General features: G+C 62.6%; 15 protein-coding genes. 6 read left to right on the top strand and 9 right to left on the bottom strand.

Going from position 1 to position 17,031, the window contains the following annotated elements:
* The first annotated feature begins 209 nt into the window (after positions 1-209).
* Positions 210-2,942 (top strand): preprotein translocase subunit SecA, encoded by a 2,733-nt coding sequence (gene secA / locus QMG46_RS23435; protein ID WP_281850317.1) that lies wholly within the window; start codon positions 210-212, stop codon positions 2,940-2,942.
* 134 nt (positions 2,943-3,076) lie between these two features.
* Here secA and QMG46_RS23430 read toward each other — a convergent pair whose 3' ends face one another.
* The 6 genes from QMG46_RS23430 to lptD form a co-directional block, all read right to left on the bottom strand.
* Complete coding sequence (locus QMG46_RS23430; protein WP_281850316.1) at positions 3,077-3,928, bottom strand: symmetrical bis(5'-nucleosyl)-tetraphosphatase; 852 nt, start codon at positions 3,926-3,928, stop codon at positions 3,077-3,079.
* Between the two features lie 5 nt (positions 3,929-3,933).
* Positions 3,934-4,317 carry a Co2+/Mg2+ efflux facilitator ApaG/CorD gene (gene apaG, locus QMG46_RS23425; RefSeq protein ID WP_281850315.1) on the bottom strand — a complete coding sequence of 128 codons (384 nt, stop codon included), beginning with the start codon at positions 4,315-4,317 and terminating at the stop codon, positions 3,934-3,936.
* 89 nt (positions 4,318-4,406) lie between these two features.
* Positions 4,407-5,192 (bottom strand): 16S rRNA (adenine(1518)-N(6)/adenine(1519)-N(6))-dimethyltransferase RsmA, encoded by a 786-nt coding sequence (gene rsmA / locus QMG46_RS23420; protein WP_281850314.1) that lies wholly within the window; start codon positions 5,190-5,192, stop codon positions 4,407-4,409.
* A gap of 58 nt (positions 5,193-5,250) precedes the next feature.
* A complete protein-coding gene (gene pdxA, locus QMG46_RS23415) occupies positions 5,251-6,243 on the bottom strand; it encodes a 4-hydroxythreonine-4-phosphate dehydrogenase PdxA (protein WP_281850313.1) in 993 nt (330 codons plus the stop codon).
* Positions 6,244-6,250: 7 nt separating this feature from the next.
* Positions 6,251-7,615: a peptidylprolyl isomerase gene (locus QMG46_RS23410; RefSeq protein WP_281850312.1), complete on the bottom strand. Its 1,365-nt coding sequence runs from the start codon at positions 7,613-7,615 to the stop codon at positions 6,251-6,253.
* 55 nt (positions 7,616-7,670) lie between these two features.
* Positions 7,671-10,202, bottom strand: a complete 2,532-nt coding sequence (gene lptD, locus QMG46_RS23405; RefSeq protein WP_281850311.1) for an LPS-assembly protein LptD — start codon at positions 10,200-10,202, stop codon at positions 7,671-7,673.
* A 97-nt stretch (positions 10,203-10,299) separates the two neighbouring features.
* Here lptD and msrB point away from each other — a divergent pair, with 97 nt between their 5' ends.
* Both msrB and QMG46_RS23395 read left to right on the top strand, forming a co-directional pair.
* On the top strand, positions 10,300-10,701 hold the full coding sequence (msrB, locus tag QMG46_RS23400; protein WP_281850310.1) for a peptide-methionine (R)-S-oxide reductase MsrB: 402 nt from the start codon (positions 10,300-10,302) through the stop codon (positions 10,699-10,701).
* Positions 10,702-10,860: 159 nt separating this feature from the next.
* Complete coding sequence (locus QMG46_RS23395; RefSeq protein ID WP_281850309.1) at positions 10,861-11,442, top strand: RICIN domain-containing protein; 582 nt, start codon at positions 10,861-10,863, stop codon at positions 11,440-11,442.
* A 13-nt stretch (positions 11,443-11,455) separates the two neighbouring features.
* On the opposite strand, the gene QMG46_RS23390 is transcribed toward QMG46_RS23395, so the two are convergent.
* Genes QMG46_RS23390 through QMG46_RS23380 form a run of 3 tightly spaced genes read right to left on the bottom strand, consistent with a single transcriptional unit; the run spans position 11,456 to position 13,550 of the window.
* Positions 11,456-12,376, bottom strand: a complete 921-nt coding sequence (locus QMG46_RS23390; RefSeq protein WP_281850308.1) for a histone deacetylase family protein — start codon at positions 12,374-12,376, stop codon at positions 11,456-11,458.
* Positions 12,377-12,378: 2 nt separating this feature from the next.
* Positions 12,379-12,948: a cob(I)yrinic acid a,c-diamide adenosyltransferase gene (locus tag QMG46_RS23385; RefSeq protein WP_281850307.1), complete on the bottom strand. Its 570-nt coding sequence runs from the start codon at positions 12,946-12,948 to the stop codon at positions 12,379-12,381.
* 5 nt (positions 12,949-12,953) lie between these two features.
* Positions 12,954-13,550 (bottom strand): hypothetical protein, encoded by a 597-nt coding sequence (locus QMG46_RS23380; protein WP_281850306.1) that lies wholly within the window; start codon positions 13,548-13,550, stop codon positions 12,954-12,956.
* A gap of 112 nt (positions 13,551-13,662) precedes the next feature.
* On the opposite strand from QMG46_RS23380, the gene ubiH reads away from it, so the two are divergent.
* From ubiH to QMG46_RS23365, 3 genes are read left to right on the top strand one after another with little or no spacing between them, the layout of a single operon-like run.
* Complete coding sequence (gene ubiH / locus QMG46_RS23375; RefSeq protein ID WP_281852963.1) at positions 13,663-14,889, top strand: 2-octaprenyl-6-methoxyphenyl hydroxylase; 1,227 nt, start codon at positions 13,663-13,665, stop codon at positions 14,887-14,889.
* Positions 14,886-16,097, top strand: a complete 1,212-nt coding sequence (locus QMG46_RS23370; protein WP_281850305.1) for a UbiH/UbiF/VisC/COQ6 family ubiquinone biosynthesis hydroxylase — start codon at positions 14,886-14,888, stop codon at positions 16,095-16,097. The genes ubiH and QMG46_RS23370 overlap by 4 nt, the downstream gene beginning before the upstream one ends.
* A 55-nt stretch (positions 16,098-16,152) precedes the next feature.
* Positions 16,153-16,941 (top strand): dienelactone hydrolase family protein, encoded by a 789-nt coding sequence (locus tag QMG46_RS23365; protein ID WP_281850303.1) that lies wholly within the window; start codon positions 16,153-16,155, stop codon positions 16,939-16,941.
* The last annotated feature ends 90 nt before the right edge of the window (positions 16,942-17,031 follow it).

Below are 17,031 nucleotides of genomic sequence, written 5' to 3'. Positions count from 1 at the left end.
TTCCAGGTTGCACGGCAATCGGCTTTGCAGCGGCGTGAAGCGAGCCGTCATACCCCCGCAACCCTTGAAAACCCTCGACTTTGCCGCCACCCCATCTCCAGGAAAAAGCGGCAAGTTGGGATCGTCGCCTGACCCTAGTATCATCAATCCTTTCGTCCCGGCCGCTTTCATAGCTGCCGGGCGTTCCTGTCTCCAGATCCGGAAGATCGATGTTTAATCGTGCCTTGACGAGCCTTTTCGGTAGCCGCAACGAACGTGTGCTGCGCCAGCTGTCCAAGACCGTAGCGCGTATCAATGCGCTTGAGTCGGAGTTCGAAAAGCTCAGCGACGAAGCGCTGCGCGGCAAGACCGATGAATTCAAGCAGCGTGTCGCCGCGGGCGAGTCGCTGGACAAGATCCTGCCTGAGGCGTTTGCCACGGTACGCGAGGGCGCCAAGCGCGTGCTCGGCATGCGCCCCTACGACGTGCAGCTGATCGGCGGCATGGTGCTGCATTCGGGCCGCATTGCCGAAATGCGTACGGGTGAGGGCAAGACCCTGGTGGGTACGCTGCCGGTGTATCTGAACGCGCTGGAGAGCAAGGGTGTTCACGTGGTTACCGTGAACGATTACCTCGCACGTCGCGACTCCGCACAGATGGGCAAGCTGTACAACTTCCTGGGCCTGTCCGTGGGCGTGGTGTGGCCGGGCATGGATCACAGCGACAAGCACCAGGCCTATGCTGCCGACATCACCTACGGCACCAACAATGAATTCGGTTTCGACTATCTGCGCGACAACATGGCTCTGTCCAAGGACCAGCGTTATCAGCGCGGCCTCAACTACGCCATCGTCGACGAAGTCGACTCGATCCTGATCGACGAGGCGCGCACGCCGCTGATCATTTCCGGCCCGGCCGAAGATTCGCCGCAGCTGTATCTGTCGGTGAACAAGATCGTGCCGAAGATGATCCGTCAGGAAAAAGAAGACGGTGCCGGCGATTACTGGGTCGACGAAAAACAGAAGCAGGTGCATCTGTCCGAAGAGGGCATGTCGCACGCCGATGAGTTGTTGCGTCAGACCGGCGTGATCGATGCCGACAGCGGCTTGTACGACTCGAAGAATCTCGCTGTCGTTCATCACTTGAACGCTGCGCTGCGCGCCAACGCGATCTATCAGCGCGACGTCGACTACATCGTGCGCGATGGCGAAGTGATCATCGTCGACGAATTCACCGGCCGTACGCTGCCGGGCCGTCGCTGGTCCGACGGTTTGCATCAGGCGGTCGAGGCGAAGGAAGGTGTGCCGATCCAGCGCGAGAACCAGACCCTGGCCACGGTGACGTTCCAGAATCTGTTCCGCATGTACAAGAAGCTGGCCGGCATGACCGGTACGGCCGATACCGAAGCCTACGAGTTCCAGCAGATCTACGGCCTGGAAGTGGTGGTGATTCCCACCCACAAGGCGATGATCCGCAAGGATAATTCGGACATGGTCTTCCTTGGCCAGGAGGTCAAGTACCGTGCCGTGATCGAAGACATCAGGGATTGCCACAAGCGCGGTCAGCCGGTGCTGGTCGGTACCACCTCGATCGAAGTGTCCGAGCTGCTGTCGAACCTGCTGCGCAAGGAAGGCATTCCGCACGAAGTGCTCAATGCCAAGCAGCACGAGCGCGAAGCGCATATCGTGGCCCAGGCCGGTGCGCCCGGTTCGGTCACCATCGCCACGAACATGGCCGGTCGCGGTACCGATATCGTGCTCGGCGGCAGCCTTGAAGCGGCGCTGGCCGCGTTGCCCGAAGACGCTAACGACATCGATCGCAAGCGCGCCAAGGCCGAGTGGCAGAAGCGTCACGATCAGGTACTCGAAGCGGGCGGCCTGCACATCATCGGTACCGAGCGCCACGAGTCGCGCCGTATCGACAACCAGCTGCGCGGTCGTTCCGGCCGTCAGGGCGACCCGGGTTCGTCGCGCTTCTACCTGTCGCTGCAGGACAACCTGCTGCGCATCTTTGCCGGCGATTGGGTCGGCCGCTGGATGCGCATGTTCGGCATGAAGGAAGACGATGCGCTGGAAGATCGCATGATCAGCCGGCAGATCGAGAAGGCGCAGCGCAAGGTCGAGCAGCACAACTTCGATATCCGCAAACACCTGCTGGAGTTCGACGACGTCGCCAACGATCAGCGCAAGGTGATCTATGCGCAGCGCGACGAGTTGCTCGAGACCGACGACGTCTCGGCAACCATCAACGACATCCGCGAAGACGTGGTCGACAACCTGGTCCGTCGTTATGTGCCGCTGCACAGCATCGACGAGCAATGGGATGTCCAGGGCCTCGATCGTGAGCTGGAAAGCGAATTCGGCGTTCATGCCGACTTGCGTCATTGGCTCGAACAGCAAACGGAAGCCGACGACAACACGCTGCTTGAGCATGTGCGCCAGAGCGTCGACAAGCTGTTCAAGGACAAGGAACAGCAGATCGGTTCCGAGCCCATGCGCCAGCTGGAAAAGCACATCATGCTGAGCGTGGTGGACAACGCGTGGAAGGAACACCTGGCAAGCATGGATTACCTGCGTCAGGGCATCTATCTGCGTGGTTACGCGCAGAAGCAGCCCAAGCAGGAGTTCAAGCGCGAGTCGTACGAGCTGTTCTCCAGCATGCTTGATCGCATCAAGGCCGAAGTGGTGCAGATGCTGGCGCGCATCCGCATTCGTAGCGAAGAAGAGGTCGCCGCGATGGAAGCCGAGCAGCAGCGTCTGGCCGAGCGCTTGCAGCAGCAGATGCAGGCGACCGGTGGCGGCGCTCCGCTGGGCGCGCTGAGCGCACCGGAGCTGGGCGAGATTCCGATGCCGTCGATCGAGAACGAAGTGGTGCAGCGTGACGGCCCCAAGGTTGGCCGCAACGATCCTTGCCCCTGCGGTTCGGGCAAGAAGTACAAGCACTGCCATGGGCAGCTGAGCTGAGTCCACGAAAAAGCCGGCGCAAGCCGGCTTTTTTAGGAGTGAGTGAAGAGGAGTGAGGAGTGAGAGAAAAGCAGGCTCTCGCTCTCTCTTACTCCTCACTCCTCTTCACTCACTCCTAAAATACTCACGTCTAGTCAGTCCCCGCCAGGCATCTTCTTCCGATGCGGCTCCGCATCCACCGTGATATACGCCGGCTCGTCGTTCGCCTCCAGGCGAATGGCGGTGAGCTTGCCGCCCCAGACGCAGCCGGTATCGATGGCGTAGATACCCAGGCCGGAAAAACGGCCGAGCGTCGACCAGTGGCCGCAGACGATGCGCGTTTCACGACGACGCATGCCGGGCACTTCGAACCACGGGTACATGCCGGGCTTTTGTGTGCCGGGTATGCCCTTGCTTTCGAAGTCGATCCGACCATGCACGTCGCAATAGCGCATGCGCGTAAAGGTATTGATCGATGCGCGCATGCGCTCGATCCCTTGCAGGCGGCTGGACCAGGCGGCCGGACGGTTACCGAACAGATTTTTCAGGATACGTGGATGGCGTGGGCTCGACAGCTCGCGTTCGACGTCTTGCGCCTGGCGCAATGCCTGGCGCAGCGTCCAGATCGGCGCCAGGCCGGCATGCACCATGGTCCAGCCCAACTGCTCGTCGTGATGCATGAGCTTCTGGCCGCGCATCCACTCGAACAGCACCGGCGCATCTTCGGCAAACAAGACTTCGCGCAGCTCCGGGTTCACCTTGGACTGCGCGTCCGGTCGTCGTTGTCCGATCGCCAGCAGGCTGAGATCGTGGTTGCCCAGGGTGACAATGACATTGTCGCGCAGGCTGTGAATCAGGCGCAGGGTGTCGAGCGACTGCCCGCCGCGGTTGACCAGGTCGCCGCAGAACCACAGTCGGTCGGAAGCCGGGTCGAAACGCAGTTTTTCCAGCAGACGTTGCAGCTCGGGATAACAGCCTTGTACGTCGCCGATCGCATAGGTAGCCATCGGCGCTAGTGCAGCGTGCGCGGAATGGATAGCGTGAAGGCAGGGATCGGCGCTTCGAAATGCGTGCCGTCGTCGGCGAGCATCTGGTAGCTGCCCTGCATCGTGCCCACAGCCGTCTCCAGCACCGCGCCCGAGGTGTACTCGTAATCGTCGCCCGGCCGCATCCACGGCTGTTCGCCGACGACGCCATCGCCACGCACTTCTTCGATCTTGCCGTTGGCATCGGTAATCAGCCAATGGCGTGTCAGGAGGCGCGCGGGTACCTCGCCGTTATTGCGCAGGGTGATGGTGTAAGCGAACACGTAGCGATTGTCAGCGGGCTTCGATTGATCGGGGACGAAGCGGGAAGCGACCTGCACGTCGATCGTGTAGGGGGATTTGTCATTCATGAGGCGATTGTAAGCGTTGCTGCCATGCATGGTGCAAGCATGCCTCATGCACGGGGAAATTCCGTGCAGATCGACGCCAGGCGGCGGGATTACTGAACCGGGACCTGGGCCAGCCGTACGAAGTCCGCTGGCGAGAGCGCCTCGGCACGCGCCTTGGGGTCGACATCGGCCGATTTGATCGCCTCGGCGTCCATGACCTGCTTGAGGGCATTGCTCAAGGTCTTGCGACGTTGAGCGAAGGCGGCCTTGACCACCGCGTAGAGTCGGGCCGGATCGGCCTGAGGTAGGCGCTCGGGCGGCAAGGGGACCATGCGGACGACAGCCGAATCCACCTTCGGCGGCGGCCGGAACGCGCCGGGCGGAACTTCGAACAGCGGCTCGATCCGACAGACCAGCTGCAGCATCACGGATAGACGTCCATACACTTTGCTGCCCGGTTCGGCGGCCATGCGGTCGACGACCTCTTTCTGCAGCATGAAATGCATGTCTTCGATGGCGCCCGCATGCTCGACGCAATGGAACAGGATCGGGCTGGAGATGTAATACGGCAGATTACCCGCCACACGGAGCTTGTCGACACCCCGTTCGCGCGCGAGCGAGGTGAAGTCGACCTTGAGCACGTCAGCGTGAATCACTTCGAGCTGGCCCACCGCCGCCGCACGAACCTTGAGGTCGGGGATCAGGTCGGTATCGAGCTCGATCGCCGTCAGCTTGCCGGCCGCGGCGAGCAAGGGCAGCGTCAAGGCGCCTTCGCCTGGCCCGATCTCGACCACCACATCAGCCGGCTTGGGCGATATCGCGCTGACGATGCTCTCGATGTAGCGCTTCTCGTGCAGGAAGTGTTGGCCGAAGCTTTTCTTGGGGCGAGCAGTCATGGGGCGTCAGGAGTCAGGTGTCAGGAGTGAGGAGCTAAAGCCGGCATATCGGCAGGCTTTATCGCGCGGACTTGATCAAGCTAAGCGCCATCTTGGCCGCCGCAATGAGACTGGCCGGGTCGCCGCGGCCGGTGCCGGCCAGGTCGAGTGCGGTGCCGTGGTCGACCGAGGTGCGGATAAACGGCAGCCCCAGGGTCAGGTTCACAGTGCGGTCGAACGCTTCGCTCTTGAGTACCGGCAGGGCTTGATCGTGATACATCGCCAGCACCGCATCGTAGCGCTCGCGCTGGGCGGGGACGAAGGCGGTATCGGCAGGCAGGGGGCCAAGCAGGTCCATGCCTTCGCCGCGCAAGGCATCCAGAGCGGGAATGATGGTATCGATTTCCTCGTGGCCGAGGTGGCCGCCTTCGCCGGCGTGAGGATTGAGGCCCAATACCGCGATACGCGGCGATGCGATACCGAATTTGGTGCGCAGTTCGCGATGCACGATGCGCAAGGTTTGATGCAGCAGGTCAGTGGTGATCGCCGCCGGAACCCGCGCGAGCGGCAGGTGGGTAGTCGCCAGCGCGACGCGCAGCTCGGGACTGGCCAGCATCATCACCACGTCGGCGCTGGCGCGCTCGGCAAAGAATTCGGTGTGCCCGCTGAAGGGGATGCCGGCATCGTTGATCGATGCTTTCTGCAGCGGCGCGGTGACGATGGCGTCGTAGCGATCGGCCATGCAGCCATCGGCGGCTTCGGCCAGGGTGGCCAGGACATGCCGGGCGTTGCGCGGGTCGGGCTTGCCTGGGATCTCCTCGATGCCCAGCGGCACGTGGCGGATGCGCAGGCTGCCTGGCTGCCGCTCGACCACTGGCGCGCCATCGTCGTCGATCAGTTCAATCGTTGTGCCACAGCGCGCCGCGGCTCGTCGCAGCAGGTCGCGATCGGTGACTGCAACGAAATTGGCCGCCAGCGAACTGGCGGCCAACCGGATCAGCAGTTCCGGTCCGATCCCCGCTGGTTCGCCGGCAGTGACCGCGAGCCGGGGCAGGGGCGGACGGTTGCTCATGCGAACATCAGGACTTGCCCGTGCCGCTCTGGCCGCCATTGGGCAGGTTCGGATCGCGCAGTTCGGGCACCAGCACGTTGATGTAGGCGCTCGAGCGCATTTCGCGCAGGTAGTCGTCGTAGGCCTGCTCGGCCTTGCGGTTGCCGATGGCCTGACGAGCCTGATCGCGCTCGATGTCGTTGGTACGGTCGCTCTGGCGCGTTCCCAGCAGCTGAATGATGTGCCAGCCCGCTTCCGTCTGGAACGGCTGCGAGACCTGGTTGTCCTTCAGCGTGGTCAGCTGCTGTGCGATTGCGCCGCCCCATGCCTGCTGCGGGAACCAGCCCATGTCGCCGCCGGCATTGGCGGTGGTGTCGTCCTTGGAGTTGTCCTTGGCCAGCTTGGTGAAGTCGCCCTTCTTGGTCGTGATCTGGTTGTACAGATCCTCGGCCTTCTGGCGGGCCTGCTCCGGGGTCATCAGTTCGCTGGGTTTGATCAGGATCTGGCGGGCGTGATACTCGGTGATGACCTGGCGGCTCGGTGCACGCTGGTCGATCAGCTTGAGGATGTGAAAGCCGGTCGGGCCGCGCAGGGCTGCGGTCACGTCGCCGGGCTTGAGCGTGCTGATCGAATCGACGAAAGCCGGCGGCACTTCGTCCATACGGCGCCAGCCGAGATCGCCGCCGTCCAGCGCGTCCTGAGCGTCGGAGAAGCGGATCGCCGCCGCCTTGAAATCCATCCCGCCCTTGATCGCATCGACGGCCTGCTGGGCCTTCTTTTGCGCCGCTTCGATATCGGCGGCATTGCCGCCCGAGGGCACGCTGATCTGGATGTGCGACAGGTGGACTTCGCCGGCCTTGTAGGTGGGGCTGGCGAGCAGGTTGTTGATCTCGCTGTCGCTGATACTGACCTGGTCGCGCACCACGCTTTCATGCAGGCGCTGGGCGACCAACTGGTCGGCGAGCTGCTTGCGGAACGCCACGAAGCTCGAACCGTCCTGTTCGACGGCGGCGCGCAACTGCTCCGGTGACATCTTGTTCTGCTGTGCGACGGCGGCCACGGCCTGGTCGATATCGGCGTCGGACACATGGATGCCCTGGTCGTCGGCACGCTGCACCTGCAGCTTCATCAGGATCAGGCGGTCGAGCACCTGGCGGGCCAGCACGTCCTGCGGCGGCAGCTGGCTGGGGTCGCTGGCGTACTGCTGCTGGACCGAGCGCATTGCTTCGTTCAGCTCGCTCTGCAAGATGATGCCATCGTCCACCACCGCCACGATGCGGTCGAGCGGCTGATTGCCCTGCGGCGCCTGCGACTGCGGCAGTAGCTGGGCGTGGGCGGGCAGGACGGTCGCGGTGGCAATCGCGAACAGGAACAACGCGAGGGGCTGCTTCATCAGTCGGGGGCCTTCAAATCGCCCCTGTGGGCGATGCGGGTGGCAAAAAGGGAAGTTATTGATAACCAAGGATACCACGGCGGAGGATGCCTTCCGTCTGACCGTTGAACGCGCCCAGGCCCTTGAATTCGAGCTCGACCATGATGGCCGTGTTGGCGCTCGCGGTCGTGGGGTTATAGATGTTCACGTTGTTGACGTAGTGGCGCCCAACCAGGCGAACAGCCACGCAGCAGCTGTCGTATTCCACACCTGCCAGTGCCTGCACGGTTTTCTTGTCCAGTACCGAGTACGTCCAGTCGCCCACCAGGCGCCAACGGTCGGAAATGGGATAGACAATCGAGGCGTCGTATTGTTCCAGCAGGACATCCGTCGTTCCCGGGGTGCGTCGGAAACGGTACGAGAAGTTGAGGACGCCATCGGTCTTGATGCGGCGTTGCAGCTCGAACGCACCCACATCGGTCTGGTGGGTGTTGGGATTCCACTGGTACGAGACGTTCGCGCGCCAGTCGTCGCTCAATTGCGAGGTGATCTGTGCGACGTAGTCTGAGCCGTTGAAGTTGGTTGGGACCGGAATCGCAGAACATTTCCCATTTATGGCGAGCTGCGCCTTGGTGCAGGCATTGTCTATCGGTAGCTGGACCTGCTGCTGGGTAAAGTAACGAATCTGGCCGAAGCTCACCGACAGTCGTTCTACGCCATTTTCATCGAGCAGGCGTGAGGTCAGTGCCGCCGTCAGGTTATTGGCGTTCATCTGCCGATCCGCGCCGGAGTACTGATTGGGTGAGAACAACTGCCAGTAGTCGAACGACATCAACGAGGTATCGAACAGCGGCAGGTTGTTCTGATTTCGGTACGGCACGTACAGGTAATACAGGCGCGGCTCGAGCGTTTGCGTGTAATTGCTGCCGAACAGGCTGGTGTTGCGGTCGAAGATCAATCCGCTGTCGAGGCTCACGACCGGTAGCGAGCGGCTGGGCGTGCGGCTGGTAAATGGTGACTGGTAACCTGCGGCCAGCTGTTGCGTGTAACCAAACTGTCGGTAATCACCATCGAGCTGATAGGTCGTATAGCGATACGCTACTTTCGGACGTACAAACCAATACGACCCCTGGAAGTCCGCCGAGATATACGGATAGATGTCGAAGCGCTTGCCATCCAGCGCATTGTTTCCCGGGCCGACCAAAACGCTTTGATCGACCGGATTCACGCTGAAGTTGGACCACGAACTCTTGCTGAAAGCCACCGCCTCAGTTTGCGCACCGACATCGAACCAGCGATTGAGCGGAATATCCAGGTTCAATGTCGCCCGAGGCAGGCGCTTATAAGGTTCGATGGAATCGGGCAGCGTCGGGTCGACGTTCTGGTAGATGTCGCCGCCAAACGAGGCATTCCACCACGAACCGCCTGCGCTCAAGTAGGCACTCGAGGTCAGGATCTCCGTGGACGCCTGGTAGATGTCGTTGCCGAAATCACGCAGGTAGTTACGGTCGGATGTCCGGTTGATGTTCAAACCGAGAGATACGGGACCCCAGATGTGCGAACTGTTGATCCACTTGATCAAATAACGGTCGTCACCCTTGGTCTGATCGACCACGCCCAGGTCGTTCTTGCCCGTGTCATTGGGCATGTATTCCAGGTTCAAGACACCCGTGGTGCCCGGGAAAATATTGAGGTAGCGGAACTCGGTCGCCAGCAGGAAGCCACGGTCGCTATAGATGCGCGGATCCAGCGTCGCGTCGTAGTTCGGTGCCAGATTCAGGTAGTACGGCGTACTGACCATGAAACCCGAGCGGCTGGAGTTGCCGAGCGTCGGATACAGAAAGCCGCTCTTGCGCCGGTTGTCGATCGGGAAGGTGAAATACGGCAGGTACAGGAACGGCACATTGCCCACGCGCATGGTGGCCTTGCGCGCCACGCCCACGCCGGTGTCCTTGTTCAAGGTCATGTCCTTGGCCTTGAACTCCCACAAGTGATGACCCACGTCGCAAGTGGTGTAAATCGCGTTGGTGTAGTGGCTGTGCTGCGCGTCGAGCATATGCCCCTGCGTGGCCGTACCGTTACCCCGCGACTGCAGCAGCTGGTAAGTAACGTTGTCCGCGGTGCCGGTGCTGGCATCGTTGTTGCCGCGCATGTGGTCGGCTTTGATCAGCTCGCCCGCTTCCTGGTAACGGACATTGCCTTTGGCGTCGTAGTCGGTCGTATCGTCGTTGTAGTCGGCGGTATCCGACTCCATACGCTGGTCGGCGCGCTCCATCTTGACCCGGCCTTCCAGGTGGTAGACGGTCTGGTCGGAACTGTCGACCTGCTCGGCCCACGCATGCGTATTGGACGTGTTGCGTAGCGTGGAGTCCTTGGTCAGCGTGGGGTCGTAGAACTCCAACATCGCGTTGGGCCGGCAGATCGCGTAGTTGTCCGGGCGCGGCGGGCACAGGAAGGTCCCGAGCGGGCAGACCGGTACGGTACCGTCCATCGACGCCTTGCGATGCTGTCCCTGGCTGTTCTTTGCCTCAGCACCGGGGGCGCCGATCAAGGCGAGGGCAGCGGCTACTGCCAGGAGGCGGCGCGGGGGCAGAGGGCGTCGTGTCACGATGGGCAGTCTGTCGGCTTGTGAAGGGTCGTAAAGCTAGCAGAAAGCCCCCATTTAAGGCAGAGAAGCTTTGAACCAACTAGCGGGAGATTCAGCCATGAGCGATTCAAAACTGAACAAGACCGATGCCCAGTGGCGTGAGGAACTGAGCCCCGAGCAATACGCCGTCTGCCGTTGCTCGGCCACCGAGCCGCCTTTCAGCGGCAAATGGTATGAGCACAAGGCCTCAGGAACGTATGTTTGTGCGGCCTGCGGGGCCAAGTTATTCGAGTCCGATACCAAGTACGATTCCGGCTCTGGCTGGCCGAGCTTCTACCAGGCGATGGACAAAGCCGCCGTCACCCTCCATCAGGACGAAAGCCACGGCATGCGCCGGGTCGAGGTCCGCTGCGCCCAGTGCGATTCGCACCTGGGGCATGTATTTCCCGATGGTCCGAAGCCGACGGGTATGCGGTATTGCATCAATTCGGTGGCGTTGGATTTCACGCCCGAAAGCTGAGAACGCCAGAGATCGGGCGACGCCCATCACTTTCACTTTTGTATTGATTTGCTATAGAAAAAATCGTCCTAAAAATCAATAGGTTTTAGGGAAACTCCAAGGCCCTGGCGCTTACACTTGTCAAGCCTTTTGGGGCTGTTACAACAAGGAGTTTTACCTATGGACAAACGCTTAGTTTTTGCTGTGCTTCTTGGTTCAAGCTTGACGGGGGCGCTTGCACAAGCGTCCTCTTTTGCCTGGTCGGGAACACCGGGGCTCACCCGGTCGGGCGCGATCAGCGCCACCATGAGTCGCGGTCGCCTTTGCATCGAGGTAAAGGATGGCAGCGCGGAAAATGGCGCGACCATACAAGTCGCGCCATGCGATGCGTCAAGCGCGGGTCAGCAATGGATGGCTTACGACCCGCTCGATACCGGTGAGCAATATCATCTTTGGTCGATGGCGTCCGGCGCGTGCATGCAGGTTCAGGATGGTTCGCCCGAGAACGGCGCAGGCATCAGCCAGGAGGAGTGCAACGGCGACTGGTCACAACGCTGGATCCTCAAGCCCTGGGCTCAAACAGGTACGCCGCGCTTCCCGGGCCCGATGACGATCGTCAACGCCGCCACCGGAAAATGCCTGGAGCTCTCGTCGCTCACTCCGCGGCCAGGTCAGGAAGTGTCCCTTGTCCAGCGCACCTGTGCTTCTCCGGTGACCATTCGGGGTGCGTTTCAGGTCTGGTCGGCAGATAGCTGGTTCTGACAGCACGCTGCCGTCAGGTCTGCAGGCTTTGAATATGAGCGCTGGCGCTTGCCGCCAGTGCTCTAAGGTTATAGCCGCCCTCGAGACACGACACGATGCGCCCCTTGGCATGCAGGCGAGCCAGATCGACCAGGCGCTCGGTGATCCATGCGTAGTCCTCGCTCCCGAGGTGCAGGTCGGCAAGAGGGTCGTCGCGATGGGCATCGAAGCCTGCCGAAATCAGCAGCAATTGCGGCTTGAACCCTGTTATGCGCGGCAGCAGCACGTTCCCCCACAATTCGCGGAAGGCGTATGAGCCATCGCCTGGCGACAGCAGTCCATTGACGATGTTGCCGACGCCGCGTTCGTCTTCCCGTCCGGAGTCGGGGTACAGCGGAGACTGGTGGCTGGATACGAACAACACCCGGGGGTCCTGCTCGAAGATGGCCTGCGTGCCGTTGCCATGGTGAACGTCGAAGTCGGCGATGGCGACCCGTTTCAGACCGTATGCGTGAATAGCGTGGGCGGCTGCCACCGCAATATTGTTGAACAGGCAAAAACCCATCGCCTGATCGCGGGTGGCGTGGTGGCCCGGTGGGCGCACGGCACAGAAGGCGTGCTCGCCCTCGCCATTCATGACCGCGTCGACGGCAGCCACCGCAGCGCCGGCAGCGTGCAGGGCGGCTTCGGCGGACGCGGGCGACATCAGGGTGTCTTCGTCCAGCCGCAGCGTGCCTTCGGCAGGCGCGCTGCCAAGAATGCGATCGATATGGCCGGCGTCATGTACGCGAGCGAGTTGTTCACGCGTGGCGCGTGGCGCCTCGATACGATCCAGTGCGGCGAAGCGATCATGGTCGAGCGCATCGAGTACGGCGCGCAGCCGCGCCGGCGATTCAGCGTGGCCAAGCCCCGGATCGTGCTGCAAACAGATCGGGTGCGTGTAAAGGCGCAACACGATTACCCGGCTTTGGGTTTGCGACGGCGTTCGTGCTGCCACAGCACTTCGCCATGGCCGCTGGCGCGCGCCAGCACCCGGCACAACACAAACAGCAGGTCGGAAAGGCGATTGAGATAACGCTGCGCCTGCGGACGGATGTCTTCTTCGCGGCCCAGCGCAATCACCTCGCGCTCGGCACGACGGCACACCGTGCGAGCCAGATGGCAGCACGAGGCCGCCATCCCGCCGCCGGGCAGGATGAAGTCTTTCAGCGGGGGCAACGGGTCGTTGAAGCGGTCGAGCACCTGTTCCAGGCGATCGATATCGGCGTCTTCGATCATCGCCATGCCGGGAATGCACAGCTCGCCGCCGAGGTCGAACAGGTCGTGCTGCACCTGGGTGAGTACCTCGCGCACCTCGTCGTCGACGCCATCGCTGGCCAGCACCATGCCGATCGTGCTGTTGAGCTCGTCCACGGTGCCGTAGGCGGCAACGCGCAGCGAGTCCTTGCCGACGCGGGAGCCGTCGCCCAGGCCGGTGCTGCCGTCATCGCCGGTGCGCGTATAGATCTTGGAAAGTCGATTGCCCACGGCGATTACTGCTTCGCGTCGTGCTGCTGTCCGGCCTTGAGGGTGCCGGCGAGCTGGGACACCACCACGTGCAGCACGGCGCCGACGGCCACATAGATTGCCGTCGTCTTGAGGAACAGCAGGTACCAGTCGCCGAAGTTGGCGAACCAGTTGGCCATGCTGCGCGGCTGCGGCACGGTGGCGCTCATCCAGTAGTAGCTGCCGTTGGTCAGCAGATAGCAGACGAACTCGCTGACCAGTAGGGCAGCGATGGCCAGGCCCAGGGTGCGCACGCCGAGGCCGCGCTGATGCTTGGCGAGCCAGCTGCCGCCGATCCACAGGCTGAGATACGCCGGCGCCAGCATCCAATAGGCGGCCGACACGCAGTAGTGGTCGAAGAAGCTGATCCCGGCATGGGTGATCACGAAGAAATCGACCAGAACGGCCAGTGCCATCAGGATCGGGAAGGCCCAGCGGGTCGAGCCGCGCAGCCAGTAGCCGCCCAGGAAGAACACGGCCCAGGACGCGTCCGGCAAGGCATCGAAATGGTGCAGGCGGGTGGCCGACATGACCAGCGCGAGCGCCAGGAAAATGCCGATGCGTTGCGTTTGCTTGGGTGCCATGAGCGCTCCGGGTGGTTTTTCGGTCATACGTAAAGGCGGCTAGTTTAGCTCACATCGGGCGTGTGCTCGGCGATGGAGCCCAGTGACGTGCGTAACGCGTATCATCGCCGCCATGCATGCCTCGGACTCTCCCCCCTTTGCAGCCCCGGTCCTGATTGTCGGCGGCGGCCTGGTCGGCGCCAGCCTCGCCATCGCCCTGGACACGGCCGGTTGTGCGGTCACCCTGGTCGAAGCGGCCGCGCCGCGTGTCGATACCCAGCCCAGCTATGACGAGCGCAACCTCGCCTTGGCCCGGGCTACGGTCAACGGGCTGACGTCGATCGGCGTCTGGCGCCACGCGGCCGATCGCGCCACGCCGATCCGTCATATCCATGTCAGCCGCAGCGGTGAATTCGGCAGTGTGCGGATGGACGCCGAGCGCCAGGGCGTCGATGCGCTGGGCTGGACCCTGCCGGCACGCGAGCTCGGCCAGGCGTTATTGCGGCGGCTGGACGAATGCCGCCACCTGACCCGCCTGGCACCGGCCACGTTGCGTTCGCTCCAGTCGCAGGCCGATGGCTGGCTGGCACATATCGATACGCCGGAAGGTCCGCGCCAGTTGCATGCGAAGCTGGTGGTGGGTGCCGACGGCACACAGTCGTTCGTGCGCGAGCAATTGGACATTCCCGCCGAATCGCTCGATTACGAACAGACCTTGTTCGTTTGCACCGTCACGCCTGAGCGCGAACATGGAAACCGGGCCTTCGAACGCTTTGCCGACAACGGGCCGATTGCGTTGTTGCCGTTGGCCGAACGTCGCTGCGGACTGGTGTTGACGGTGCCGGCCGAGGAGGCCGATGAAGTGGCGTCGATGGACGACGAGCGTTTTATCGCACTCGCCCAAGAGCGCTTTGGCTGGCGTCTGGGCCGCCTGAGTCGTCCGGGCAAACGATACCCGTACGCGATCCATCGCGTTGCGGCCGAACGTCTGGTCGGCGCCCGCGCCGTATTGGTCGGCAATGCAGCGCAGACGGTGCATCCGATCGGCGCACAAGGCTTCAACCTGGGTTTGCGCGATGCGCTCACGCTTTCGGAACTGATTGCCGAAGCGGGCGACCCGGGCGATGCCGCTTTGCTGCGTCGTTACGCCGAACGCCGTGCGGAAGATCGCGAGGGCACCATGGCCATGAGTCATGGCTTGGTGCGTCTGGCCTGCCTGCAGCAGCCGTTGCTTGGTCCGTTGCGCTCGCTGGCGATGCTGGCATGCGATCGTCTGCCGCCACTGCAGGATCTGCTGGCGCGTCGGGGCATGGGTTTTCGTGGTCAACCGCCTCGCGCTGTATTGGAACGTCTGCCATGAACAGCAGTTTCCGCAGTGATGCCGCGCGACGCCGTGGTCCGGCACTGGATGTCGCCATTGTCGGCGGCGGTATGGTGGGTGCGGCTGCGGCCTTGAGTCTGGCCCGTGCCGGTTTTGCCACCGCCTTGCTGGAAGCGCGTGAGCCGGCAGCGTGGAAAATAAGCGACGAAGTCGATCTGCGTGTCGTCGGTCTGGCCCCTTCGTCCATCGTCTTGCTCGACGAACTGGGCGTATGGCCATCCATTCGCGATTCACGCAGCGGCCCTTACTCGCACATGCATGTATGGGATGCCGAAAACGGCGCGGCGATCGATTTCGACGCAGCCGACGAAGATCGCCAACTGCTCGGCTATATCGTCGAGAACAATCTTGTGCAGTGGATGCTCTGGCAGGCATTGGAGCCGGCCGGCGTACGCCGCCTGTGTCCGGCCAAGGTGCACGGCTTCGAGGTACGCGAGGATCGCGTGCAACTGGAACTGGTCGATGCCGAGCCGGTCGCTGCACGCTTGCTGGTTGCCGCCGATGGCGCCGGTTCGCCGCTGCGCGACATGGCCGGCATCACCACGCGAGGCCGCGACTACGGCCAGCGCGCCATCGTTGCCCATGTGCATACCGAACGGGCGCACCAGAACACCGCATGGCAGCGTTTTCTTCCGACCGGTCCGCTGGCGCTGTTGCCGCTGGCCGATGGTCGCAGCTCGATCGTCTGGTCCCTGCCCGAAGCCGAAGCGCAGCGCGTGCTGGCCCTGGATGACGCGGCATTTTTGAACGAGCTTGGCATGGCTAGCGATTTTCGCCTTGGGCCGATCCTGGCGACGACGCCGCGCGCGGCATTTCCTTTGAAATTGCAGCTCGCCGAACGCTATCAGTCCGAACGCTTCGTGCTGCTCGGCGACGCTGCCCATGCAGTGCATCCATTGGCCGGACAGGGCGTGAACCTGGGGCTGCGCGACGTCACCGAATTGCGCGACACCTTGCGCGTCGCGCGCGATGCCGGCCGGGATATCGCCGCCGAACACGTATTGCGCCGCTATGCGCGCCGCCGTCGCAGTGCCGACACGCTCGATGCGCTCGGTTTCGACGCGCTCGCTCGCGTCTACGCATGGCAGGCACCGCCAAGCGTGGCAGCGCGTGGTCTGGGCGTACGGTTGCTCGATCGCCTGGGGCCGCTGAAGCGGCGTATTGCGGCACACGCCGCAGGGCGTTGAACCATTTGTCGCTGTTTCGCTATTGACTGAACTTTCGCCACCCGAGGACAGAACCATGCGTATGGCTCGTTTAGCTTGTCTGTTGTTGCTGGCCGGTTGTTCCTTCGCCGCGCAGGCGAAGATGGTGCACAAGCCGGTCGAATGGACACAGGACGGTACGCGTTTCCACAGCGTGCTGGTGTATGACGATGCGGTCAGTGCCAAACGCCCTGGCCTGGTGATGGTGCCGAACTGGTATGGCGTGAACGATCAGGCCCTGGAAAAGGCCGATGGCATCGCTGGCAAGGACTACGTGATTCTCGTTACCGACATGTATGGCGAGAAGATTCGCCCGACCAACGACAACGAGGCGATGGCGGCGGTGAAGCCACTTTATGGCAATCGCGCCGAGATGCGTAAGCGTGTGAATGAGGCACTCAGTCAGCTCAAGGCGCAGGCCAAGAGCGCGCCGATCGATCTGGCGCATCTGGCGGCGATCGGTTTCTGCTTCGGTGGCTCGACCGTGCTCGATCTCGCGCGCAGCGGTGCCGATGTAGCGGCCATCGTGTCCTTCCATGGTGCCTTGCAGACCGACGATCCGTCGCTGGCCAAGAACATCAAGGCACGCGTGCTGGTCATGAACGGCGCCGACGACAAGGGCACCATGCCCGACGCGGACAAGTTCATGGACGAGATGCGTTCAAGCCCGGCCGATTGGCAGTTCGTCGTGCTCGGCAATGCGGTGCATTGCTTTACCGAGAAAGGTCAGAACTCGCCGGGTTGCAAATATGACGAGCGTGCGGCGCAGCGCAGCTATCGGCTGATGCGCGATTGGCTGCATGGGGCGTTTGCTGGTACGCCTTGAGAGGTAGGCTCGCTTCACGTCGCCTCCTGTGCCCCCTCACCCCAACCCTCTTCCCCGGCAAAGCCAGGGGAGAGGGGGTCAGATTGCGCA

The sequence above is a fragment of the Dyella sp. GSA-30 genome (assembly GCF_027924605.1).
Lineage (GTDB): Bacteria > Pseudomonadota > Gammaproteobacteria > Xanthomonadales > Rhodanobacteraceae > GSA-30.
This window is presented reverse-complemented; position numbering and strand designations above follow the sequence as displayed.